General features: G+C 68.4%; 18 protein-coding genes. 12 read left to right on the top strand and 6 right to left on the bottom strand.

Annotation, left to right across the window (positions count from 1 at the left end; genetic code table 11):
* Positions 1 to 5: 5 nt before the first annotated feature.
* The 5 genes from ACZ5BU_RS35840 (at position 6) to ACZ5BU_RS35820 (ending at position 7,924) form a co-directional block, all read left to right on the top strand.
* The gene (locus ACZ5BU_RS35840; RefSeq protein ID WP_465705341.1) at positions 6 to 1,559 is read left to right on the top strand and encodes an FAD-dependent oxidoreductase; all 1,554 of its coding nucleotides are present in this window, start codon (positions 6 to 8) and stop codon (positions 1,557 to 1,559) included.
* A gap of 159 nt (positions 1,560 to 1,718) precedes the next feature.
* Positions 1,719 to 2,702: an ABC transporter permease gene (locus ACZ5BU_RS35835; protein ID WP_465705339.1), complete on the top strand. Its 984-nt coding sequence runs from the start codon at positions 1,719 to 1,721 to the stop codon at positions 2,700 to 2,702.
* Positions 2,699 to 3,598 (top strand): carbohydrate ABC transporter permease, encoded by a 900-nt coding sequence (locus ACZ5BU_RS35830; protein ID WP_465705337.1) that lies wholly within the window; start codon positions 2,699 to 2,701, stop codon positions 3,596 to 3,598. The genes ACZ5BU_RS35835 and ACZ5BU_RS35830 overlap by 4 nt, the downstream gene beginning before the upstream one ends.
* Positions 3,599 to 3,666: 68 nt before the next feature.
* The gene (locus ACZ5BU_RS35825) at positions 3,667 to 5,202 is read left to right on the top strand and encodes a type 2 periplasmic-binding domain-containing protein (protein WP_465705335.1); all 1,536 of its coding nucleotides are present in this window, start codon (positions 3,667 to 3,669) and stop codon (positions 5,200 to 5,202) included.
* Between the two features lie 220 nt (positions 5,203 to 5,422).
* Positions 5,423 to 7,924: a DEAD/DEAH box helicase gene (locus ACZ5BU_RS35820; protein ID WP_465705333.1), complete on the top strand. Its 2,502-nt coding sequence runs from the start codon at positions 5,423 to 5,425 to the stop codon at positions 7,922 to 7,924.
* Here ACZ5BU_RS35820 and fabV read toward each other — a convergent pair.
* Complete coding sequence (fabV, locus tag ACZ5BU_RS35815; RefSeq protein WP_465705331.1) at positions 7,911 to 9,086, bottom strand: enoyl-[acyl-carrier-protein] reductase FabV; 1,176 nt, start codon at positions 9,084 to 9,086, stop codon at positions 7,911 to 7,913. The two genes, ACZ5BU_RS35820 and fabV, sit on opposite strands and share 14 nt — an antisense overlap.
* Positions 9,087 to 9,156: 70 nt before the next feature.
* A complete protein-coding gene (murA, locus tag ACZ5BU_RS35810; RefSeq protein WP_465705329.1) occupies positions 9,157 to 10,443 on the bottom strand; it encodes a UDP-N-acetylglucosamine 1-carboxyvinyltransferase in 1,287 nt (428 codons plus the stop codon).
* A 49-nt stretch (positions 10,444 to 10,492) separates the two neighbouring features.
* On the opposite strand from murA, the gene ACZ5BU_RS35805 reads away from it, so the two are divergent.
* The gene (locus tag ACZ5BU_RS35805; protein ID WP_387667065.1) at positions 10,493 to 11,074 is read left to right on the top strand and encodes a cob(I)yrinic acid a,c-diamide adenosyltransferase; all 582 of its coding nucleotides are present in this window, start codon (positions 10,493 to 10,495) and stop codon (positions 11,072 to 11,074) included.
* Here the strand turns inward: ACZ5BU_RS35805 and sppA are convergent.
* Both sppA and ACZ5BU_RS35795 read right to left on the bottom strand, forming a co-directional pair.
* Positions 11,071 to 12,723 carry a signal peptide peptidase SppA gene (gene sppA, locus ACZ5BU_RS35800; protein WP_465705327.1) on the bottom strand — a complete coding sequence of 551 codons (1,653 nt, stop codon included), beginning with the start codon at positions 12,721 to 12,723 and terminating at the stop codon, positions 11,071 to 11,073. The two genes, ACZ5BU_RS35805 and sppA, sit on opposite strands and share 4 nt — an antisense overlap.
* A gap of 32 nt (positions 12,724 to 12,755) precedes the next feature.
* Entirely contained in the window at positions 12,756 to 13,088 is a 333-nt protein-coding gene (locus ACZ5BU_RS35795; protein WP_465705325.1) for a hypothetical protein, read from the bottom strand.
* A 139-nt stretch (positions 13,089 to 13,227) separates the two neighbouring features.
* On the opposite strand from ACZ5BU_RS35795, the gene ACZ5BU_RS35790 reads away from it, so the two are divergent.
* From ACZ5BU_RS35790 to ACZ5BU_RS35770, 5 genes are read left to right on the top strand one after another with little or no spacing between them, the layout of a single operon-like run.
* Positions 13,228 to 13,536: an STAS domain-containing protein gene (locus ACZ5BU_RS35790; RefSeq protein ID WP_465705323.1), complete on the top strand. Its 309-nt coding sequence runs from the start codon at positions 13,228 to 13,230 to the stop codon at positions 13,534 to 13,536.
* Between the two features lie 18 nt (positions 13,537 to 13,554).
* Entirely contained in the window at positions 13,555 to 15,579 is a 2,025-nt protein-coding gene (locus tag ACZ5BU_RS35785) for a methylmalonyl-CoA mutase family protein (RefSeq protein ID WP_465705321.1), read from the top strand.
* A 20-nt stretch (positions 15,580 to 15,599) separates the two neighbouring features.
* Positions 15,600 to 16,412, top strand: coding sequence for an aldo/keto reductase (locus ACZ5BU_RS35780; protein WP_465705319.1), 813 nt, complete (start codon positions 15,600 to 15,602; stop codon positions 16,410 to 16,412).
* A 4-nt stretch (positions 16,413 to 16,416) separates the two neighbouring features.
* On the top strand, positions 16,417 to 17,391 hold the full coding sequence (locus ACZ5BU_RS35775; RefSeq protein WP_465705317.1) for a Dyp-type peroxidase: 975 nt from the start codon (positions 16,417 to 16,419) through the stop codon (positions 17,389 to 17,391).
* Positions 17,388 to 18,191, top strand: coding sequence for a family 1 encapsulin nanocompartment shell protein (locus tag ACZ5BU_RS35770; protein WP_465705315.1), 804 nt, complete (start codon positions 17,388 to 17,390; stop codon positions 18,189 to 18,191). The genes ACZ5BU_RS35775 and ACZ5BU_RS35770 overlap by 4 nt, the downstream gene beginning before the upstream one ends.
* Before the next feature lie 12 nt (positions 18,192 to 18,203).
* Here the strand turns inward: ACZ5BU_RS35770 and ACZ5BU_RS35765 are convergent, their stop codons facing one another.
* The gene (locus ACZ5BU_RS35765) at positions 18,204 to 18,692 is read right to left on the bottom strand and encodes a pyridoxamine 5'-phosphate oxidase family protein (protein ID WP_465705313.1); all 489 of its coding nucleotides are present in this window, start codon (positions 18,690 to 18,692) and stop codon (positions 18,204 to 18,206) included.
* A gap of 86 nt (positions 18,693 to 18,778) precedes the next feature.
* Here ACZ5BU_RS35765 and ACZ5BU_RS35760 point away from each other — a divergent pair, with 86 nt between their 5' ends.
* Positions 18,779 to 20,644 carry a hypothetical protein gene (locus ACZ5BU_RS35760; protein ID WP_465705311.1) on the top strand — a complete coding sequence of 622 codons (1,866 nt, stop codon included), beginning with the start codon at positions 18,779 to 18,781 and terminating at the stop codon, positions 20,642 to 20,644.
* Here ACZ5BU_RS35760 and ACZ5BU_RS35755 read toward each other — a convergent pair whose 3' ends face one another.
* The gene (locus tag ACZ5BU_RS35755; RefSeq protein ID WP_465705309.1) at positions 20,645 to 21,343 is read right to left on the bottom strand and encodes an SDR family NAD(P)-dependent oxidoreductase; all 699 of its coding nucleotides are present in this window, start codon (positions 21,341 to 21,343) and stop codon (positions 20,645 to 20,647) included.
* Positions 21,344 to 21,428 lie beyond the last annotated feature (85 nt).

The following is a 21,428-nucleotide window of genomic DNA, read 5'->3' as shown; positions in this document are numbered from 1 at the left end:
AGCGGGTGGAACTCGAGACTGAAGTCCTGGTCGTCGGTGGCGGACTCGGTGGGGTCGCCGTCGCGTTGACCGCAGTACGCCTCGGCCGCACCGTTGTACTGACCGAGCAGACCGACTGGCTGGGCGGGCAGCTGACCAGCCAGCTCGTACCGCCGGACGAGCATCCGTGGATCGAGCAGTACGCCGCCACCGGATACGCCGAACTCCGCCGCCGGATCCGCGAGTACTACCGGCGCAACTACCCGCTGACGCCCGAGGCCGCCGCGGATCCGCTGCTCGATCCGGGACTTGGCGTCGTCAGCCGGTTCTGCCACGAGCCGCGCGTCGCGGCCGCCGTACTGGAGGAGATGCTCGCGCCGTGGCGGGCATCCGGGCGGTTGACCGTGTTGATGGAGCACGAGCCGGTCGCGGTGTCCACGAACGGCGACGAGATCGAGGCGGTGACGCTCCGCGGCGCTTCGGCCGAGCTCACCGTGTCGGCTACGTACGTCGTCGATGCAACCGAGCTCGGCGACCTGCTGGAGCTGGGCGGGATCGAGCACGTGATCGGCGCCGAGGGCCGCGACCAGACCGGCGAACTGCACGCGCCGGAGGTCGCGAATCCCCTTGATCAGCAGGCGTTCTCGTGGTGCTTCGCGCTCGAACACCGGCCGGGGGAGGACCACACGATCGACCGTCCGGCCGGCTACGAGTACTGGCGGGGCACGGTTGCGCCGTTCTGGCCGGGATCGCAGTTGTCCTGGACGGATGTCGTACCGGTGACGCTGGAGCAGCGGGAGTGGAAGCTGCTCGAGGCCAACCCGTCGAAGCGGGCGCCGTTCTCGCTCTGGCGGTACCGGCAGATCCTTGCCAGCAGCAACTTTGTCGACAAGGCGATCCCGGACGTCACGGTGGTGAACTGGCCGCAGCTCGACTACTGGGAACAGCCTCTCGTCGGCGGCCCCGACCCACAGAAGGCCTTGGCGGCGAGCCGTGACCTCTCGTTGTCGTTCCTGTACTGGATGCAGACCGAGGGCGGGTACCCCGGGCTGCGGCTGCGCCCGGACGTCACCGGTACGGCGGACGGCCTCGCGAAGACGCCGTACATCCGGGAGGCGCGCCGGATCCAGGCCGAGTTCACCGTGCTGGAGCAGCACGTCGGCGTCGAAGCGCGGCCCGACGGCGCCGGCAGCGAGGTGTTCGCGGACACCGTCGGGCTCGGGCGGTACCGGATCGACCTGCACCCGAGTACGGCCGGCCGCAGCTACGTCGACATCGAGGCGTACCCGTTCCAGATCCCGCTCGGCGCGCTGATCCCGGTCCGCGTCGACAACCTGCTCCCGGCGAACAAGAACATCGGGACCACGCACATCACCAACGGCTGCTACCGCCTCCACCCGGTCGAATGGAGTATCGGCGAGGCGGTCGGCGCGCTGGTCGGGTTCTGCCTGGCCGAAGGCCTGTCACCACGCAAGGTCCGCAACGATCCCACCCACCTGGCCGACTACCAGCGGCTGCTGGCCGACAACCTGAAGATCCCGCTCGCCTGGCCGGAAGAGATCCGCACGTACCGCGACTGACCGGATTCTGCCCGACACACCGGGTGAAGCTGCGCGAGTCCTCAAGACGCGACACAGTCGGACACGGGAGCACGGAAAACGTTCTCCCGTCCGTCCGTGGGGGGACGACCCTGGGAGTGTCGCGTGGCTCAAACAGACCGAATCCCCAGCCGACAGACGATGGCCGGAAAGCCGACCGGCTCCGGACCGCCGGGCGCCGTCACGGGGAATGTGGAAACCACGGCGGCCAAACCGTTGTCGTGGTGGGCGCGGGCCCGGCGGGACAAGGTCCTGCTGCTGATGGCGTTGCCCGGGCTCGTGCTGCTGCTGGCGTTCCACTACCTGCCGCTGCTCGGGAACCTGATCGCGTTCCAGGAGTACCTGCCGTTCGTACCGCTCGGGCGCAGCGCCTGGGTCGGGCTGGACAACTTCGCGGTGATCTTCAACGGCGACGCGGAGTTCCTGAACGCACTCAAGAACACGCTGCTGATCACGATCGTCCAGGTGATCTTCGTGTTCCCGGCGCCGATCGCGCTGGCGCTGCTGCTGAACAGCCTGCTGTCCGAGCGGATCAAACGCGTCGTGCAGTCGGTGCTGTACCTGCCGCACTTCCTGTCCTGGGTGATCGTGATCGCGATCTTCCAGCAGATCCTCGGCGGCAGCGGGCTGATCAACAACTTCCTCCGCTCGCACGGGATGGGCACGATCGACTTCCTCGGCAACCCCGACGGGTTCATCGCGCTGCTCACCAGCCAGGTGATCTGGAAGGACACCGGCTGGGGGACGATCCTGTTCCTGGCCGCGCTGACCCAGATCGATCCCGGGCTGTACGAGGCGGCGCGGGTCGACGGCGCGTCCCGCTGGCGGCAACTGTGGCACGTGACGGTGCCCGGGATCCGCGGGCTGATCATCCTGCTGCTGATCCTGCGCCTCGGTGACTCGCTGAGCGTCGGGTTCGAGCAGATCATCCTGCAGCAGAACCTGGTCGGACGGCCCGCGAGCGAAGTACTCGACACGTACGTCTACAACAACGGTGTACTGGCCGGCCAGTGGGGCGTTTCCGCCGCGGTCGGGTTGGTCAAGGGTCTGGTCGGCGTCGCCCTGGTGATCGGCGCCAACAAGATCGCCCACATCTTCGGTGAGGCGGGGGTGTACCAGAAATGAGTGTCGTGGAGCAGAAAGGAATCGAGGACGGTCCCGCGATGTCGTCACGGGTCGTCAAAGGCGTCGTACTGGTGATCTGCTGCGCGGTCGTCGTCGTACCGTTCCTCGGCGTGATCTCGACGAGTATCGCCAGCCAGCACCACGTGACGAACTCCGGCGGGTTCGTGCTGTGGCCGGACGGGCTGAACTGGGACGCGTACAAGGCGATCTTCAGCGGCGGCGTCGTCCAGCGCGCGCTCGGGGTCAGCGTACTGATCGCGGTCGGCGGCACGCTGGTCAGCCTGGCCGGGTCGACCATGCTCGCGTACGCCCTCAGCCGGCGCGGCTCGTTCGGGCAGCGGCCGATCCTGCTGATCGTGTTGTTCAGCCTGCTGTTCAGCCCGGGGCTGATCCCGAACTACCTGGTGGTGAAGGAGTTCGGGCTGCTCGACTCGCTGCTCGCACTGATCCTGCCGACCGCGATCAGCGGTTTCAACGTGATCGTGCTGCGCTCGTTCTTCATGGGCATCCCGGACTCGGTCCTCGACTCCGCGCGCGTCGACGGCGCCGGCGACTTCCGGATCTTCTGGTCGATCGTGCTGCCGCTGTCCAAGGCGGTGCTCGCGGTGGTCGGGCTGTTCTACGCGGTCGGGTACTGGAACGCGTTCTTCAACGCGATGCTCTACATCAACGACACCGCGAAATGGCCGCTGCAGCTGGTACTTCGTACGTACGTCATCAACAACACCGAGCTGAGCAGCGGAGACCTCGGTGGCGCGGCGGCCGACCAGCTACCGCCGCAGGAGTCGATCCAGATGGCGATCCTGGTGGTGTCGCTGGTACCGATCCTGATCGTGTACCCGTTCCTGCAGCGGCACTTCGCCAAGGGCATGATGACCGGGGCGGTGAAGGGATGACTCTTCGTCGAAGGACCTTTCTCGCCGGATCGATGGCTGCTGTCGGTGGGCTGACCGGGTGCTCCACGGTGACTCGGTCGACCGATATCGCGGCCCTGAACAAGCCGGTCGCGTTGCCGACGTACAAGCGGTTCGACGGGCCGAAGCCGGACCTGCCGCGGAGCCATCCGTTGATGCCGGACTGCTTCTACCGGTTCCCCGAGCATCCGGCGAAGGTGACCGACGGAGCGCCGGGGGACGGGCAGGTCGTGACGGGGACGACGCTCACGTCGAACCCGATCCCGCCGACCGCGGACCGGAACCCGTACTGGCAGGAGCTGAACCGGCGGCTCGGGGCGCCGCTCGAGCTGAACATCACCGCGGCCGCGGACTACCCGAACAAGTTCGCCACGTCGGTCGCCGGCGACACGTTGGGGGACCTGTTCAACGTGGACGGCGGGTTCGCGTACCTGCCGCAGTTCCTGGAGGCACGGGCGCAGGACCTGACCGAGTACCTGTCCGGGGACGCGATCCTCGAGTACCCGTTCCTGGCGAACGCGCCGCAGGCGTCATGGCGCGGCTGCGTGTTCTCCGGCGGCATCCGTGCCGTACCGATCCAGCGCGGGATCATGTCGTCGAACACCCTGCTTGCTCGGCAGGATCTGTTGGACAAGCTCGGCGTGGAGCTCGGGTCGCCGACCGTCGACGAGCTGCAGAAGGTGGCGAAAGCGGTCACCGACGGGAAGAAGAACCGCTGGGGGTTCGCCGTACCGCCGACCGCGGCGGTCAGCGCGATGCTTGGTCTGCCCAACGGTTGGGAAGTGCGCGACGGGAAGCTCGTGCACAGCCGGGAACTGCCGGAGCACAAGGAGATGCTGGCGATCACCCGGCAGATGGTGAAGGACGGCACGATCCACCCGGACGGGGTCGCGAAGCCGAACCAGAAGGTGTGGTTCACGCAGGGGTCGGCGGTGATGACGCAGGACACGTACTCGTCGATCCAGAGCTTCTACCGGCGGGCGACGGACGATTCCTTCAGCATCTCGATCCCGGTACCGCGGGCCGCGGACGGCAAGGTGGGCCGCGTGTTACTCGGCTCTCCGAACAACTCGATCGCCGCGATCCGGCCGGGTCCGCCCGCGCGGATCAAGACGCTCCTGCGGGTGCTGAACTGGTTCGCCGCGCCGTTCGGTACGGAGGAATACCTGTTCCGCAAGTTCGGTCTGCCTGGACGGCACTACACGCTCAACGGCACCGATCCCGTCCTCACCAAGGACGGCGGCAGCGAGGTCTGCCTGGGCGAGTTCCCCATCCAGTACCTGGCCGACGGCCCGTACCCGGCGTACTTCCCCGGCCACCCCGAGGCGGTCGACACGGCGTACAACCACTTCAAGGCGGTGCTTCCGACCGCCGTCACGCCGCCGACGTACGGCCTCTACTCACCCACCCAGTCCACCAAGGGCAAGATCCTCGACACCCGGATGGACTCCCTCACCAAAGACATCCAACTGGGCCGAGCCGACCTGAACTCCTGGGACGAAGCCGTAACCAACTACCGCAAGTCAGGCGCCGACGCCATCCGCAACGAACTGGAACAGGCCATGACCATCAAAGGCGAAAAGTAGAACCAGACCCGCGGTGCGTCTGCATGTCGACAGGACGTATACGCCCACCACAACCACTCGCCCGGCTCACACGCAGGGGCGGCGAGGGGCCGTGGACGTATACGTCCTGTCGACCCGCAGGCTCTGCGACCATCGACGCCATGCTGCTCGTACCGGACTGGCCGGTGGGGCGGGACCCGGGGGAGTTGGTGGATTGTCTGTTCAGGGACAATGGGTAGTGATGACGCTTACTGAGCAACTTCCGGGGACTGCCGAGCCTGATGCGCTGTTCGATGCCTTCCAGAGCTGGGTGGGGGAGCAGGGGATCTCGTTGTACCCGGCTCAGGAAGAGGCGTTGATCGAGGTGATGACGGGGTCGAACGTGATCCTGTCGACGCCGACCGGGTCCGGGAAGAGTCTGGTGGCGACGGGCGCGCACTTCGCGGCGCTCGCGAACGGGCAGCGGACGTTCTACACGGCGCCGATCAAGGCGCTCGTCTCGGAGAAGTTCTTCGCGCTCTGCGACATCTTCGGGGCGGACAAGGTCGGCATGCTGACCGGGGACGCCTCGGTGAACGCGGGTGCGCCGATCATCTGCTGTACGGCCGAGGTGCTCGCCAACATCGCGCTCCGCGAGGGATCGGACGCGGACGCCGGCCAGGTCGTGATGGACGAGTTCCACTTCTATTCCGAGCCGGACCGCGGCTGGGCGTGGCAGGTGCCGCTGCTGGAGTTGCCGAAGGCGCAGTTCGTCCTGATGTCCGCGACCCTCGGCGACGTCGAGCGGTTCAAGATCGACCTGTCGCGCCGTACGGGCCGCCCGACGGCGATCGTCGCGTCCGGCGAGCGCCCGGTCCCGCTGATCTACAAGTACGTCACGACCGCCCTGCACGAGACCCTCGAAGAGCTGCTCACCACGCACCAGGCCCCGGTGTACGTCGTCCACTTCACCCAGGCGGCCGCGCTCGAACGCGCGCAGGCGCTGATGAGCATCAACGTCTCCTCGAAGGAGGAGAAGGAGAAGATCAACGAGCTGATCGGGAACTTCCGGTTCAGCAAGGGCTTCGGGCGGACGCTGCAGCGGCTCGTGAAGCACGGCATCGGCGTACACCACGCCGGCATGCTCCCGAAGTACCGGCGGCTCGTCGAGCAGCTCGCGCAGGCCGGTCTGCTCAAGGTGATCTGCGGCACCGACACGCTCGGCGTCGGCATCAACGTCCCGATCCGGACCGTCGTACTCACGGCGCTCAGCAAGTACGACGGACGCCGCCAGCGGATCCTGAAGGCGCGCGAGTTCCACCAGATCGCGGGCCGCGCGGGCCGGGCCGGGTACGACACGTCCGGCACGGTTGTCGTCCAGGCCCCGGACCACGTGGTCGAGAACGTGAAGGCCCTGGCGAAGGCCGGCGACGATCCGAAGAAGCAGCGCAAGGTGCAGCGGAAGAAGCCGCCGGAGGGGTTCGTCACCTGGGGCGAGGACACCTTCGACCGGCTGGTCGCGGCCGAGCCGGAGGCGCTGCAGTCCCGGATGCGGGTCAGCCACGCGATGCTGCTGAACGTGATCGCCCGCGACGGCAACGCGTTCGAGAGCATGCGGCAGCTGCTCCGCGACAACCACGAGGACTCCCGCGCGCAGGTCCGGCTGATCCGCCGGGCGATCCAGATCTACCGCACGCTCGTCACGGCCGGCGTCGTCGAACGCCTCGACGAGCCGGACGAGAACGGCCGCATCCTCCGCCTGACCGTCGACCTGCAGAAGGACTTCAGCCTCAACCAGCCGCTGTCGACGTTCGCCCTGGCCGCGCTGGACCTGCTCGACCCCGCCGATCCGTCGTACGCGCTCGACGTGGTCTCGATCATCGAGGCCACACTGGAGGATCCGCGCGCGGTGCTGTGGGCGCAGGAGCATCACGCCCGCGGCGAGGCCGTGAACGCGATGAAGGCCCAGGGCATCGAGTACGACGAACGCATGGAGCTGCTCGAGGACGTCAGCTGGCCGAAGCCGCTCCAGGAGTTGCTCGAGGCAACGTTCGAGATGTACCGGCAGACGCATCCGTGGATCGCCGACACCGGCCTGTCCCCGAAGGCGGTCGTCCGGGACATGTTCGAGCGGGCGATGACGTTCGGCGAGTTCATCGGGTATTACGGGCTCGCGCGGTCCGAGGGCGTCGTCCTGCGTTACCTGAGCGACGCGTACAAGGCGCTGCGGCAGACCGTACCGCCGGACAAGGTGGACGAGGACCTCGCGGACCTGATCGAGTGGCTCGGCGAGGTGGTACGCCAGACCGACTCCAGCCTGCTCGACGAGTGGGAGGAGCTGACGAACCCGGCGGACGAGACGCAGGTCGAGGTCGTACCGGCCGGTCCGCGCCGGATCACCTTGAACACAAGGGCTTTCCGGGTCCTCGTCCGCAACGCGATGTTCCGCCGAGTCGAGCTACTCGCTCTCCACCGCTGGGCCGAGCTCGGCCAGCTGGACAGCGACGCGGGTTGGGACGCCGGCCGCTGGGCCGAGGCCGGTACGGCGTACTACGAGGAGCACGAGGTCGTCGGCACCGGCCCGGAGGCCCGCGGTCCCGCACTGTTCCTGGTCGAGGAACACCCGGGCTATTGGGAGGTCCAACAAATCATCGACGACCCCGAGGGCAACCACGACTGGCGCATCACCGCGTCCGTCGACCTGGCCGCCTCCGACGAAGCGGCCGAACTCGTCCTCGAGATGGTGTCGTTCAAACCCCTGTAGGCCAGTTCACGTCGACCTCGGTTTCGGCTTCGTAGTTCACGCCCGGTACGTCGAAGCCGTACAGGCGGCGGACCTCGGACAGGAACCACGCGGCGTCCGCGACCTCGGCGATGTTGTCCTGGGTTGCGGACTGCCACTGCGCCCGTACGGCATCCTGCACGTCATCGGACAGCTCCCACCGGTCGAGGCGGATGCGGCCTTCGTCGTCGAGGTCGAGCGGTGCTTCTCCGGTGAGCTGTTCCCACAAGGCGGTGGACTGCTGAACGGGCGACTGCAACGAGGTCACGTTGTGCAGGATGCTCACGTAGAGGCCGATGCCGGGGATCGCGGACGACGACTGTGTGACGGCGGCGCCGTTCACGGAGGTCATCGCGGTCACACCGTCCGCGGCCAGCTTCAGGGCGGTCTGTTCGAGGTCGGCCTTCGCGGCGCCGATCGAGCCCTGGCGGTACAGCGGGCCGGTCAGCTCGGAGCCGATGTAGGTGAGCGCGACGGTGTTGAACTCCGGCTTGAGCAGGTCGCGTTCCTGCAGCGCGGCGACCCAGCGGGTCCAGTCCTCGCCGCCCATCACCTTCACGGTCTGGGCGATCTCGTCGTCGTTCGCGACGTCGATCGGGACCGCTTCCTGCAGGACGGGCGCGCCGTCGTCGAAGGTCAGGCTCTTCGTGCTGTGCGGGGCGCCGATCGCCTTCAGCACCGACTGGTACGTCTCGCCGGTGCGCGGGTCCGTCCGGCGCGGAGCGGCGACGCTGTAGATCAGGTGGTCGATCTTGCCGAGCTTGTCCGCGACCAGGTCGAGCACCTCGTCCTTGGTGGTGTCCGCGAAGGCGTCCGCGTTCACGAACGTCCACGAACGGCCGAGCTCGGTCGCCAGTGCGGCGGTCTCGGCGGTGCGGTACCAGCCGGCGGTCGCCGTACGACGAGCCGTGGCCGCCTTCTCGAAGCAGACCCCGATCCCGTCGATCCCGAACCGCGCGAGGCCGGCGATCGTGGTCGCGAGCCCGTACCCGGAACTCGACCCGATCACCAGCGCCGTACGCCGCTCCGGCGCCCGCGCCTCGACCTCGGCAGCCATGTCCCGCACCACCCGCGCACACCCCGCCGGATGCGAATCGAGAAACAGGAACCCCCGCCCGACCGGCTTCACCACACGCTCACTCATGCAGAGACCCTAACCCGCCGGATCCGCCGATCCGGCCGGAGTTCCGGAAGAGTGCGGGGAGAATGCCGGTTCAGTTCCAGTACAGTTCCGCATCGTCCGGTTCGACCACGACGTCCCCGCCAAGCCGGCGGAGGTTACCGGCGAAGTCGGTGTAGCCGCGGTGCACGTGGTGGGCGGCCGAGACCAACGTCTCACCCTCCGCGGCGAGACCGGCCAGTACGAGTGCAGCGCCCGCGCGGATGTCGGACGCGACCACCGGCGCGCCGGACAGCCGCGGTACGCCGCGGACGACCGCGTGGTGCCCGTCGGTCTGGATCTGCGCACCGAGCCGGGTGAGCTCTTGTGCGAACGTGAACCGGCCCTCGAAAAGGTTCTCCGTCACCATCGCGGCACCGTCACTCAAAGCATTCAAAGCGATCACGAACGCCTGCAGGTCGGTCGCGAACCCCGGGTACGGCAGCGTCACCACGTCGACGGGCTTCGGCCGGTCGTGCATCCGGACCCGGAAGCCCGGGTTCAGTACGGTGATCTCGGCGCCGGCCTTGTGCAGCTTGTCGAGCGGCAGCTCCAGGTGCTCGGCGTGCCCGTTGCTGACCGTGATGTCACCCTTGGTGATCGCGGCCGCGAACGCCCAGCTGCCGGACACGATCCGGTCCGGGACCACCACGTGGTCGACCGGGCTGAGCAGGCCGTCGACGCCGGTGATCTCGATCCGCGGCGACCCGGCGCCGTCGATCATCGCGCCCATCTCGACCAGCATCGCGGCGATGTCCTGGATCTCCGGCTCGCGGGCGGCGTTCTCGATGATCGTCGTACCCTTCGCGAGCACGGCGGCCATCATGATCGTCTCGGTCGCGCCGACGCTCGGGAAGTCCAGCCAGACCTCGGCGCCGTGCAGGCCCTGCGGGGCCTCGGCGATCACGAAGCCGTGCTCGATGTGCACCTTCGCGCCCATCGCCTCCAGCCCGGCGACGTGCATGTTCAGCCCGCGGGAGCCGATGTTGTCGCCGCCCGGCAGCGCCACCTCCGCCTGACCGCAGCGCCCCAGCAGCGGCCCGAGCACCGAGATCGACGCCCGCAGCTTGCGGACCAGTTCGTAGTCGCACTGGTGCCCGACGGTTCCGGGGACCGCGATCGTCGCGATTCCCAGCTCGCCGTCCACCTTGACCTCGCAGCCGAGCGTGTCCAGCAGTTGCGCCATGAACGTGACGTCGAGGATGCCCGGCACCTGCCGCAGCGTCGTCGTGCCCTCCGCCAGCAGCGCTGCCGCCATCAGCTTGAGCACACTGTTCTTCGCTCCGGCCACCTCGACAGCGCCGTCGAGCCGTGCCTCACCCGCGATCCGAAACCGTTCCACCGGTCGACTGTAGCGTTTGAGCGGATCCGGCTTTGCGTAGAGTCCTGGCATGGCTGTGAACTTGACGCGGATCTACACCCGCACCGGTGACGCGGGCGAGACCCGCCTCGGCGACAACTCCACGACGTCGAAGACCGATCCGCGGCTGGCCGCGTACGGCGAGGTCGACGAGGCGAACTCGGCGATCGGGGTGGCGATCGCCGCCGGGCACCTGAACAGCGCCATCGCGGTGCTGCTCACCCGGATCCAGAACGATCTGTTCGACGTCGGCGCGGATCTGTGCAACCCGATCACGCCCGACCCGGAGTACCCGCCGCTGCGGATCACCCAGGAGTACGTCGACCGGCTCGAAGGCTGGTGCGACGAGTACAACAATCGTTTGACCAAGCTCCGCTCGTTCATCCTGCCCGGCGGTACCGAGGGCGCCGCCTACCTGAACGTCGCCCGCGCGGTCGTCCGGCGGGCCGAGCGGGCCGGCTGGGCCGCGGTCGAGGCGCACGGCCCGTCGGTCAACCTGCTCGCGATCACGTACCTGAACCGCCTGTCCGACCTGCTCTTCATCCTCGGCCGCGTCGCCAACCTCTCCTCCGGCGGCGACGTCCTCTGGGTCCCAGGCGGCGAACGCGACTAGCTGATCTCCCACGAGAACGGCATCCGCAGTACGCCCGCGGGCGGTAGCCCGAGTGCGCTGTAGAGACCGGCGGTCAGGCCGTCGAGCGTCAACGGCGCCGCGCTGACTGCCAGATCATCGGTCGTTGTGGGCGCCTTGAGCTGGCTGAGCAGGTTGCGGTGCGGTACTGAGGTCACGGCGATCTCGTCGCGGTCCAGACCGGCGCGGTTGCATGCCAGCGTGAGCGCGTGCTGGAAACCGCCCAGCTCGTCGATCAGCTTGTGCCTGTGCGCGTCCGCACCGGTCCAGACCCGTCCGCGCGCCAGCGACTCCAGCTGTTCCTCAGGCAGGCCCCTGTCCTGGGCGGCCTTCGCAACGAAGTCCTTGTAGATGCGGTCGAGTATTTCCTCCAGCCGCGCCCACTGATCGTCGGTGAACTCCTCCTGCGCCGAGAACATCTCCGCGTTCGCTCCCTCGGACACGGCCTCGCGGGAGATCCCTATCCGGCCCAGTGCATCGCGTACGACGCCCTTGCCGGTCAGCACGCCGATAGAGCCGGTGATGGTGCCGGGCTGCGCCACGATGACGTCAGCGGGCATCGCCACGAAGTACCCACCGGAAGCGGCGACCCCACCCATCGAAGCGATCACAGGGCGTCCAGTAGAGCGCAGCCGCAGTACCTCGTTGCGGATGGCGTCTGAGGCGACGTACGACCCGCCCGGGCTGTCTACGCGGAGTACTACCGCCTTCACGTGGTCGTTGTCAGCCACAGCACGCAAGGCGGCGCCCACAGTGTCAGAGCCGGAACCAGGTCCGCCCATAGGGCTGTTGGAGTTGCGGCCGACCGAGATGCCACCTGTCACGCGCACTACCGCCACCAGCGGCTTCTGCGGCCAAGGGAGCGTCTTGCGTACCTCCTCCAGCGTCCGCGGACCACGGCGGATGTACCGCTCGGCCAGCAGCCTGTCGTCGTACTGCAGCTGCTTCTCGAGCTCGTCGTACACGTCCGACCGGTAGCCGAGCCGATCCACCAGACCGGCATCAAGACTCGCCTCCGCGGACAGGGGCGCGCTGTCGACAAGCTCCCGCACCCGTGCGGTGTCCAGCCGGCGCCGTACGGCGACGCCCTCGACGATCTGCTCGTACGCCGACTCCGCCAGCCGCGACGCCATCTCGCGGGCCGGCGGGGTCATCTCCCGCTCGGTGAACGTGTCGGCCGCCGTCTTGTACTCACGCCGCTTGCCGAACTGCGGGATCACCCCGGCCTTGTCGAGCGCACCGCGGATGAAGACCGCCTGTACGGTCACACCGGTGATCGCGAGGTCGCCGGACGGCTGCACCCAGATCTCGTCGAAAGCCGTCGCCAGGTAGTACGGGACCGTGCCCTGAGCGGTCTCCCCGAACGACTCGGTCCACGCCACCGCCGGCTTCCCCGACGTACGGAAGTCCGCCACCGCCTCACGCAGCTCCTGCACCTGCGCGAGCGACAACCGGTGACCGCCGAGGTGCGCGACCACCCCGACGACGCCGTCGTCGCGGGCGCCTTTCCGCAGCGCGCCCACCAGCTCCCGCAACGTCGGCAGGTGACGCGCACGGAACGCAGCGATGGGTGAAGCGGGCGGCGTCTCGAGTACGCCGCGGGTCAGGTCCAGCTCAAGCAGAGTCCCCATACCCCGACCCTAGACGCTCCCCAAAACCTTGGTCAGGGGGCGTCGAGGAGGCCTCGGGCGGCGGGTTCGTCGTGGGGCCAGACGTAGACGGTCCAGCCGTCGGTGGTGCGGGCGGCGGTCGCCTTGATGCCGAACGTCTTCAGGCGGGCGACCAGGACGCGGGCCTCGTTGTACGAGGGCACCGTACGGATGTCGGTGAGCAGGCCGAACGAGTCGCGCTCTGCGGGGGTGTGGTCGACCCGGCGGACCAGCGACCCGCCCTTCGCCTTCGAGAACGCCCAGCGGCACAGCAGCACCATCACGCCGGCCAGGGCGATGGCCACCACCGGGAACAGGAAGTACTCCTCGGCGAACACAGCCACCATTGTCTCGCGAATCAAAAAGATCGTGAGGGGTTGGCAACCTTCCGTGTCTTCGGGGAGTCTTTACGATCACAAGCCATGACAAACGCTGTCACGCGGCCGATGGAACTCGGGGGCCGCCGGAAGAGCGGAGGGCACGCACATGCTCGAGCCTGACAACGTGGTGCATCTGACCGGAATCCTGGACGTCCGATCCGTAGGTGACGTCCGTCAAACCCTCAACCATCTGATCGACACCTCCACCGGCGACGTGATCGTCGACCTCGAGGAGGTCGATGCGGTCGACGCTACCGGCCTCGGCCTGCTGGTCGCCACCCACCGCCGCACCCAACTCCTCGGCCGCCAACTGGTCCTCTGGCACCCGGTGCCCTCGGTGATCAGAATCCTCGCCGTCACCCGCCTGCACCGAGTCCTGAACGTCGAACGAACCCCACTCCCGATCAGCGCCTGAGTGTGATCCACACCCCTGGTGACACCAGTCACGAGGGGCAGACTCACAAGGGAACACAGTCCTACTCTCGGGTACATGGATCGACCCTGGGTGATGCGGACGTACGCGGGCCACTCCTCCGCGGCCGAGTCCAACGCGCTGTTCCGGCGGAACCTCGCGAAGGGCCAGACCGGGCTGTCGGTCGCCTTCGACCTGCCGACGCAGACCGGGTACGACGCGGACCACCCGCTCGCGAAGGGTGAGGTCGGGAAGGTCGGCGTACCGGTCGCGCACCTGGGCGACGTCCGCGCGCTGTTCGACCAGATCCCGCTGGCGCAGATGAACACGTCGATGACGATCAATGCGACCGCGATGTGGTTGCTCGCGCTGTACCAGGTCGCCGCGCAGGAGCAGGGCGCACTGCCGGAGGAGCTGACCGGTACGACGCAGAACGACATCGTCAAGGAGTACCTGTCCCGCGGCACGTACGCGTTCCCGCCGGACGCGTCGCTCCGGCTGACCACCGACGTGATCGCGTACACCGTCGCGAACATGCCGAAGTGGAACCCGATCAACATCTGCAGCTACCACCTGCAGGAGGCCGGCGCGACGCCCGTACAGGAGCTGGCGTTCGCGCTGTCGACCGCGATCGCCGTACTGGACCGGGTCCGCGACGGTGGGCAGGTGCCGCCGGAGCGCTTCGGGGACGTCGTACAGCGGATCTCGTTCTTCGTGAACGCCGGTGTGCGGTTCATCGAGGAGACGTGCAAGATGCGCGCATTCGTCCGGCTGTGGGACACGTTGACGCTCGAGCGGTACGGCGTGACCGACGCGAAGGCGCGTCGGCTGCGGTACGGCGTACAGGTGAACTCGCTCGGGCTGACGGAGGCGCAGCCGGAGAACAACGTGCAGCGGATCGTGCTGGAGATGCTCGGCGTGACGCTGTCGAAGAACGCGCGGGCGCGGGCGGTTCAGCTGCCGGCCTGGAACGAGGCACTCGGGCTGCCGCGGCCGTGGGACCAGCAGTGGTCGCTGCGGATGCAGCAGGTCCTGGCGTACGAGTCCGACCTGCTGGAGTACGACGACATCTTCGACGGCTCGCACGTGATCGAGGCGAAGGTCGACGAGCTGGTCGCCGGTGCGCAGGAGGAGATCGATCGCGTCCAGGCGATGGGCGGTGCGGTCGCCGCGGTCGAGAGCGGCTACCTGAAGCAGGCGCTGGTCGCCTCGCACGCCGAGCGGCGCCAGCGGATCGAGTCCGGCGAGCAGATCGTCGTCGGCGTGAACAAGTTCGAGAACACCGAGCCGTCGCCGCTGACCGCCGACCTGGACACCGCGATCCAGACCGTCGACCCGGCCGCGGAGTCCGCCGCGCTCGAGTCGCTGCGGAGGTGGCGCGCCGAGCGCGACGCCGATGCGGTCGAGGCCGCGCTGGCCAGGCTCCGGACGGCCGCGAAGACGACCGACAACCTGATGCCGGTCACCCTCGACTGCGCTCGCGCCGGCGTGACGACGGGGGAGTGGGCCGGAGTACTGCGGGAGATGTACGGCGAGTACCGCGCTCCGACCGGCGTCTCGGGATCGGTCGGGGTGTCCGGCGGCGGTGCGGCGATCGCCGCGGTCCGGGAGAAGGTCGGCGCGACGTCGGCCGAGCTCGGCGGCCGGCTCCGGTTCCTGGTCGGCAAGCCCGGCCTGGACGGTCACTCGAACGGCGCCGAGCAGGTCGCGGTCCGGGCGCGGGACGTCGGCTTCGAGGTCGTCTACCAGGGCATCCGCCTGACGCCCGAGCAGATCGTCGCCGCCGCGGTCGCCGAGGACGTGCACTGCGTCGGCCTCTCGATCCTGTCCGGCTCGCACATGGAACTGGTCCCGCAGGTCGTCGAAGGCCTCCGCGAAGCCGGCCTCGAAGATGTCCCGGTCGTCGTCGGCGGCATCGTCCCCGAGGCCGACGCCGCCGCCCTGCGCGCCGCCGGCGTGGCCGCGATCTACACCCCGAAGGACTACGACCTGACCGGCATGATGTCCGACGTCGTCGACGTGATCAGGCACGCCAACAAGTTGTAGGGCGTGGTAGAACCGAGTCCATGACCACGCGCACGCTTTCGAATGGGACCGAGTTGCCGGTGCTGGGCCTCGGTGTTTGGCAGGCCCGGGACGGTGTGGAGACCGAGCGGGCGGTGAGCTGGGCGCTCGAGGCCGGGTACCGGCTGATCGACACCGCGCAGGGGTACCGCAACGAGGCCAGCGTCGGGAAGGCGATCCGGGAGAGCGGGATCCCGCGCGAGGAGATCTTCCTGACCACGAAGTTCTACCCGGGCGCGAAGGACGCGCGGGTCGAGGCGGAGAAGAGCCTCGAACGGCTCGGTACCGGCTATCTCGACCTGTACCTGATCCACTGGCCGCAGGGCGGCCCGACCTGGGCCTGGCCGGCGATGGAGGCCGCGGTCGACGGCGGGCTCACCAAGGGCATCGGCATCTCGAACTTCAGCGCCACCGAACTGGCCGAGCTGGGCAAGGTCGCCCGGATCCAGCCGGTCGTGAATCAGGTCCAGTTCAGCCCGTTCGAGTACCGCGCGGGGCTGGTCGACGCCTGCGAGGCGGCCGGCGTCGTCGTCCAGGCGTACAGCCCGCTCGGCACCGGCCGGCACCTCGACGACCGGGTCGTCAGCCGGATCGCGCAGTCCACCGGTCACACGCCGGCCCAGGTGCTGATCCGCTGGGCGGTGCAGAAGGGCCTGTCGGTGATCCCGAAGTCGATCCACCAGGACCGGATCGTGGAGAACTTCGACGTCTCCGGCTTCGAGCTGGACGGCGCCGCGATGGCGGACCTGGACGGCCTCGACACCACCGGCCGCACCGCCGAGGCCCTTTCGGCGAGCGGCAAGTGGTGGTCCTGACCGGATGGTTCAAGACGTACTGAGGGAGCCCGCGAAGGCGGCGATCTTCCTGGTTGTCGACGTACGTCCGGGCTCCGAGGACGTCGCGCGCGACCTGCTGGCGGATCTCGCCGGGCTGACCCGCGCGGTCGGCTTCCGGGCGCCGGACGACCAGCTCAGCTGTGTCGTCGGCATCGGCTCATCGATGTGGCGGCGGCTGTACCAGCTCCAGCCGCCGCGTGACCTGCACCCGTTCCGCGGGCTGTCTGGCGCGCGGCACACCGCCCCGGCGACGCACGGCGACCTGCTGTTCCACCTCCGCGCCCGCCGCCTCGACCTGTGCTTCGAGCTCGAACGTCAGGTGATGCGACGGCTCGCCGGTCACGTGAAGGTGCTCGACGAGGTACAAGGCTTCAAGTACTTCGACGAGCGCGACCTGCTCGGCTTCGTCGACGGCACGGAGAACCCCGACGGTCCGGCAGCGACAGCAGCGATCACGATCGGCGCCGAGGATCCGGCGTACGCCGGAGGCAGCTACGTGATCGTCCAGAAGTACCTGCACGACCTCGACGCCTGGCAGGCACTGCCGGTCGCCGAGCAGGAACGAGTGATCGGCCGGCAGAAGCTCAGCGACATCGAGTTGACCGACCAGCCCGTGAACTCGCACGTCGCGGTGAACACGATCGTCGACGCGGACGGCACCGAGCGGCAGATCGTCCGCGACAACATGGCCTTCGGCTCACCCGGCGCGGCCGAGTTCGGAACCTACTTCATCGGGTACGCCGCGACGCCGGCGGTGATCGAGCGGATGCTGCAGCGGATGTTCGTCGGCGAGCCGCCCGGTAACCACGACCGGATCCTTGACTTCTCGACCGCGGTCACGGGCAGTCTGTTCTTCGTGCCGACCGCGGAGTTCCTCGAAGCACCCACCACCCGCGGGCCGGCGAGCAGTCCGGACGGCTCGCTCGGGATCGGCAGTCTCAGAAGGAGTCCCAGATGACGAACAACCTGCACCGCGAGCTGGCCCCGGTCTCGGACGCCGCGTGGGGTGAGATCGAGGAGGAGGCCCGCCGGACCTTCACCCGCGACATCGCCGGCCGCCGCGTGGTCGACCTGGTCGGTCCGGCCGGACCGGGACTGTCCTCGGTCGGTACCGGACACACCGAGCCGGTCGAGGCACCGGGCGACGGTGTGCAGGCGCTCCGGCGGCAGTCGCAGCCGATCATCGAGCTGCGCGTGCCGTTCACCGTGACTCGACAGGCGGTCGACGACGTGGAGCGCGGTGCGAAGGACTCCGACTGGCAGCCGGTGAAGGATGCCGCGAAGCAGATCGCGTACGCCGAGGACCACCTGGTCTTCCACGGCTCCGACGCGGCAGGCATCCTCGGGCTCGCCCCGAGTACGTCGAACGACGTACTGACGCTGCCTGGTGAGGCGAAGGACCTCCCGGACACTGTGGCCAAGGCGCTGCAGGCACTGCGGCTGGCTGGGGTCAACGGGCCGTACAGCTTGCTGCTGTCCGCGGACGCGTATACGGCCGTTGCTGAGACCACTGACCACGGCTACCCGATCCGCGACCACCTGTCCCGGCTGATCGGTGACGGCGAGATCATCTGGGCTCCTGCGCTCGAGGGCGCGCTGCTGGTGTCCACCCGTGGTGGTGACTACGAGCTGCACCTCGGCCAGGACCTGTCCATCGGGTACCTGTCACACGACGCCGACAGCGTCACGCTGTACCTGCAGGAGTCGCTGACGTTCCTGGCCCTCACTGCGGAGTCCAGCGTCGTACTACGGTCCTGAGCAGGGCAGTACCTATTTGGCCGACTTCTCCTTGATCAGGTCCTCGACGGCCTTGGGGATCGTGGTCTCGAAGTCGAGCAGTTTCGCCCAGGTCAGCGTGACGCGGATGACGACCATCTCGTCGTACAGCGCCTTCACACCCTCGGCCCAGGCCGGGTACTGCTCGTCGGTCATCACCTTGTGCCCGGCGGTCAGGTAGCCCTCGGGGACGCCGGGCACCAGCTCGACCGCGGCGGTGCCGCGCAGCAGCAGCACCTTGGGCGGGAACGCGCCGGTGTCGATGGTGAGCGCGACCTTCGGGTTCTTCCGCAGTGCCGCGACCTTGGCCGCCTTCGGCACGGTCGCGATCAGGATGTCGTCACCCTCGACCCAGAACCCGATCGGGACCACCCGCGGGTCGCCGTCCAGGCCGTCGTAGGCGAACCGGGCCGGCTCGGAACCGTTCAGGAGCTGCTGGGCGTACGGCTTGGCGAGGATCTCGGCGATCTGCTGCTGGTTCATGTCTGTTCCCATCTCTGAAGGAGGTTGCTTCTCATCAGGGGGACGGAGCCGCCGAGGGGTTCTCGACATCGATAGGTTGGCGAATCGTGGAAAGTTTTGCCTTCGGTCCGGGGACAGTCCAGCTGTTCGACGACGGCGCGGTAGCCCAGGTCTTGCACCCGGGCGGCCGCCGAATGTTGTTGGATGACGGTGCGCTGCACGACAGCCTGCATGCCTGGGGCAAGGGATTCGTGATCACCGACCGCGGGTCGTACCGCTTCGACAACCCGGCGTACACGCGCTGGCGGAGCAGCGGCATCGACCTGATGTACCAGCTCGGCGACCTCGAACTGCGGGCCGGCCGCCGCTTCGGGGAACAGTGGACCGAGACGTACGAGCTTCGCAACGCCGGCGCCACCCCGATCGAGGTCGGATCGGTCGCGGTGAGTACGCCGTACCGCGACGTGTACACGTCCAGCCGGGAGAGCCTGACCGGATCGGTGCACGCGCACGTGTGGACGGGCGGCGCCGACGCCTGGGTCTGGGCAGTGCCGATGGACGGCAGCGGTCCGGGGCTGGGGCTGCAGCTTAAGGAGGGCGAGCTCTGGGCGTACTCCGTGGAGTCCCGCGAGCCGGGTACGAGCAGCAATGTCCGCGGGCACATCTATCTGCATGTCACCGATCACGCGCGGTCGCCGCACGCGATGGGCGGTCAGCCGGTCATCACGCTCGCGCCTGGGGCGACGTACCGCTGGACCTGGCAGCTGCAGTGGTACGACGACCTGACAGCGTTCGACCGGAACCCGCGGGTCGATGCGGACCGGCTGGCGGCCGAGGTGGGGGAGACCATCGAGCTCACCGGCAGCGCCGCTCCGGGCGAGGTGACCAGCGACGTTCCCGGCATCAAGTACGTCGACTCCACCGACGGCAGGTCCCGGATCGCGGTCCTCTTCCACGAGCCGTTGCGCGTCATCGCCGAGCGCCGGGTGCGGTTCGTCCTCGATCACCAGCGGCGGCCCGAGCTCGCCGGGAGCCGCAAGTACGCGTTCGTCCCGTACGACAACGACAGCGGTCTGACCGTACTGGCGAGCGCCTGGCGCGACTGGTCCGACGCCCGCGAGCGGGTCGGCATGGCCCTGCTGCTGCAGGAGGTCCGCGCCCGCGGCTGGGGCGATCGCGCCGAGCTGGGCGAGGCGCTGGCCGGGTACGAGTGGTTCGTTCGTGAGTACCTGCTCGACGCCGAGGGCACGATCCACGACGACAGCATCCACCAGAACGCCGTACGGCTGTACAACTTCCCGTGGTTCGCGCGCTTCCTGCTCGGTCAGGGCGACCGCGACGGAGCCACTCGCATCCTCGACCGGTACTACGAACTCGGCGGCGACCACTTCCTCGCCTTCGACCTCGGCCCGTTGCTCAGCGAACTCGGTCTGCACGAGCACCTGGTCCGGCACGCGAAGACCTTCATCCAGTACGGCGACGAGCTGCCGCCGCACGAGGTGAACTACGAGCAGTCGATGGTCGCGCCGCTGCTCGAACTGCTGGCCGCTGCCTACCGGACAGGGGAGATCGACGGAGCTGAGCTGACCCGCCGCCTCCCGTGGCTGACCGCGTTCGCCGGCGACCAGCCCGACGTACGGCTCCGGCACGTCCCGATCCGGCACTGGGACGGCTACTGGTTCGGCCGGCTGCGGCTGTGGGGCGACGTCTTCCCGCACTACTGGTCGGCGTTGAGCGCGGTCGTGTACGGAGCTTGGCCGCGCGAACTGGTCTCGCCGTCGCAGGCCGCCTGGCTGGACCGCGCCGAGGAGGCAATCCTGAAGGCGAATCTCGTGAGCTTCGCGCCGGACGGATCGGCGACGTGTGCGTTCGTCTACCCGAGTTGCGTGAACGGTCAGCCCGCCCACCTCGCCGATCCGATAGCCAACGACCAGGACTGGGCCCTGGTCTACGCGTTGCGCCGGCTCAGCTGATCAGCCGTTGACCAGCCCCGCGTTCTGCCGTTCGAGCGCCTTGACCGCGCCGTCCGCCCAGGCCGGCGCGAGCATCGCGGACATCGCGTCCGGGAAGATCTCCTCGGCACCGGCCGCGACCCCGTCGAAGATCGCCCGCGCGACCGACTCCGGCGACGCCTTCGGTACGTCGAGGTCCCGCGACATGTCCGTGTCGGTCGGACCAGTGAGTACGGCATGTACGCGGACACCCTGCGGTGCGAGCAACGCCCGCTGCGCCTGGGTCAGCGAGAACGCCGCCGCCTTGGAGATCGAGTACGCCGGAATGATCGGTAGCGACGCGAGCGCCGCCACCGACAGCACGTTCACGATCGCGCCACGCGACTCGATCAGGTGGGGCAGGAACGCCGTGGTGACGGCGAGTGGTCCGAAGAGGTTCACGGCCAGGTGCTGTTCGAGGAGTGCCCGGTCGCTGAGGTTGTCGTACGCCGCGAGGCCGGCGTTGTTGACCAGGACATCGAGCGACTCGACGGTCTTCGCCGCCGCCTCGATCTGCGCCTGATCGGTGACGTCCAGGTCGAGGTACGTCACCCGGGAGTCCTTGTGGGTGAGGGGCGTCCGCGTACCGGCGTACACGTGCTCCGCGCCTTGGCGCAGGGCTTCCTCGACGAGTGCTTTCCCGATGCCGCGGTTGGTTCCCGTGATCAGGACGGTGTGCATGGTGGTCTCCGTTCGAGCTGTCGCAGTGCTTGCACAGTGGACAGACCGTCCGGGCCGGGTGAACTGGTCGGACCAGTACCGATCA

The organism is Kribbella sp. NPDC031520 (genome assembly GCF_055580825.1).
The sequence above is the reverse complement of the archived record's forward strand: the minus strand, read 5'-3'. Positions and strand labels throughout refer to the sequence as shown.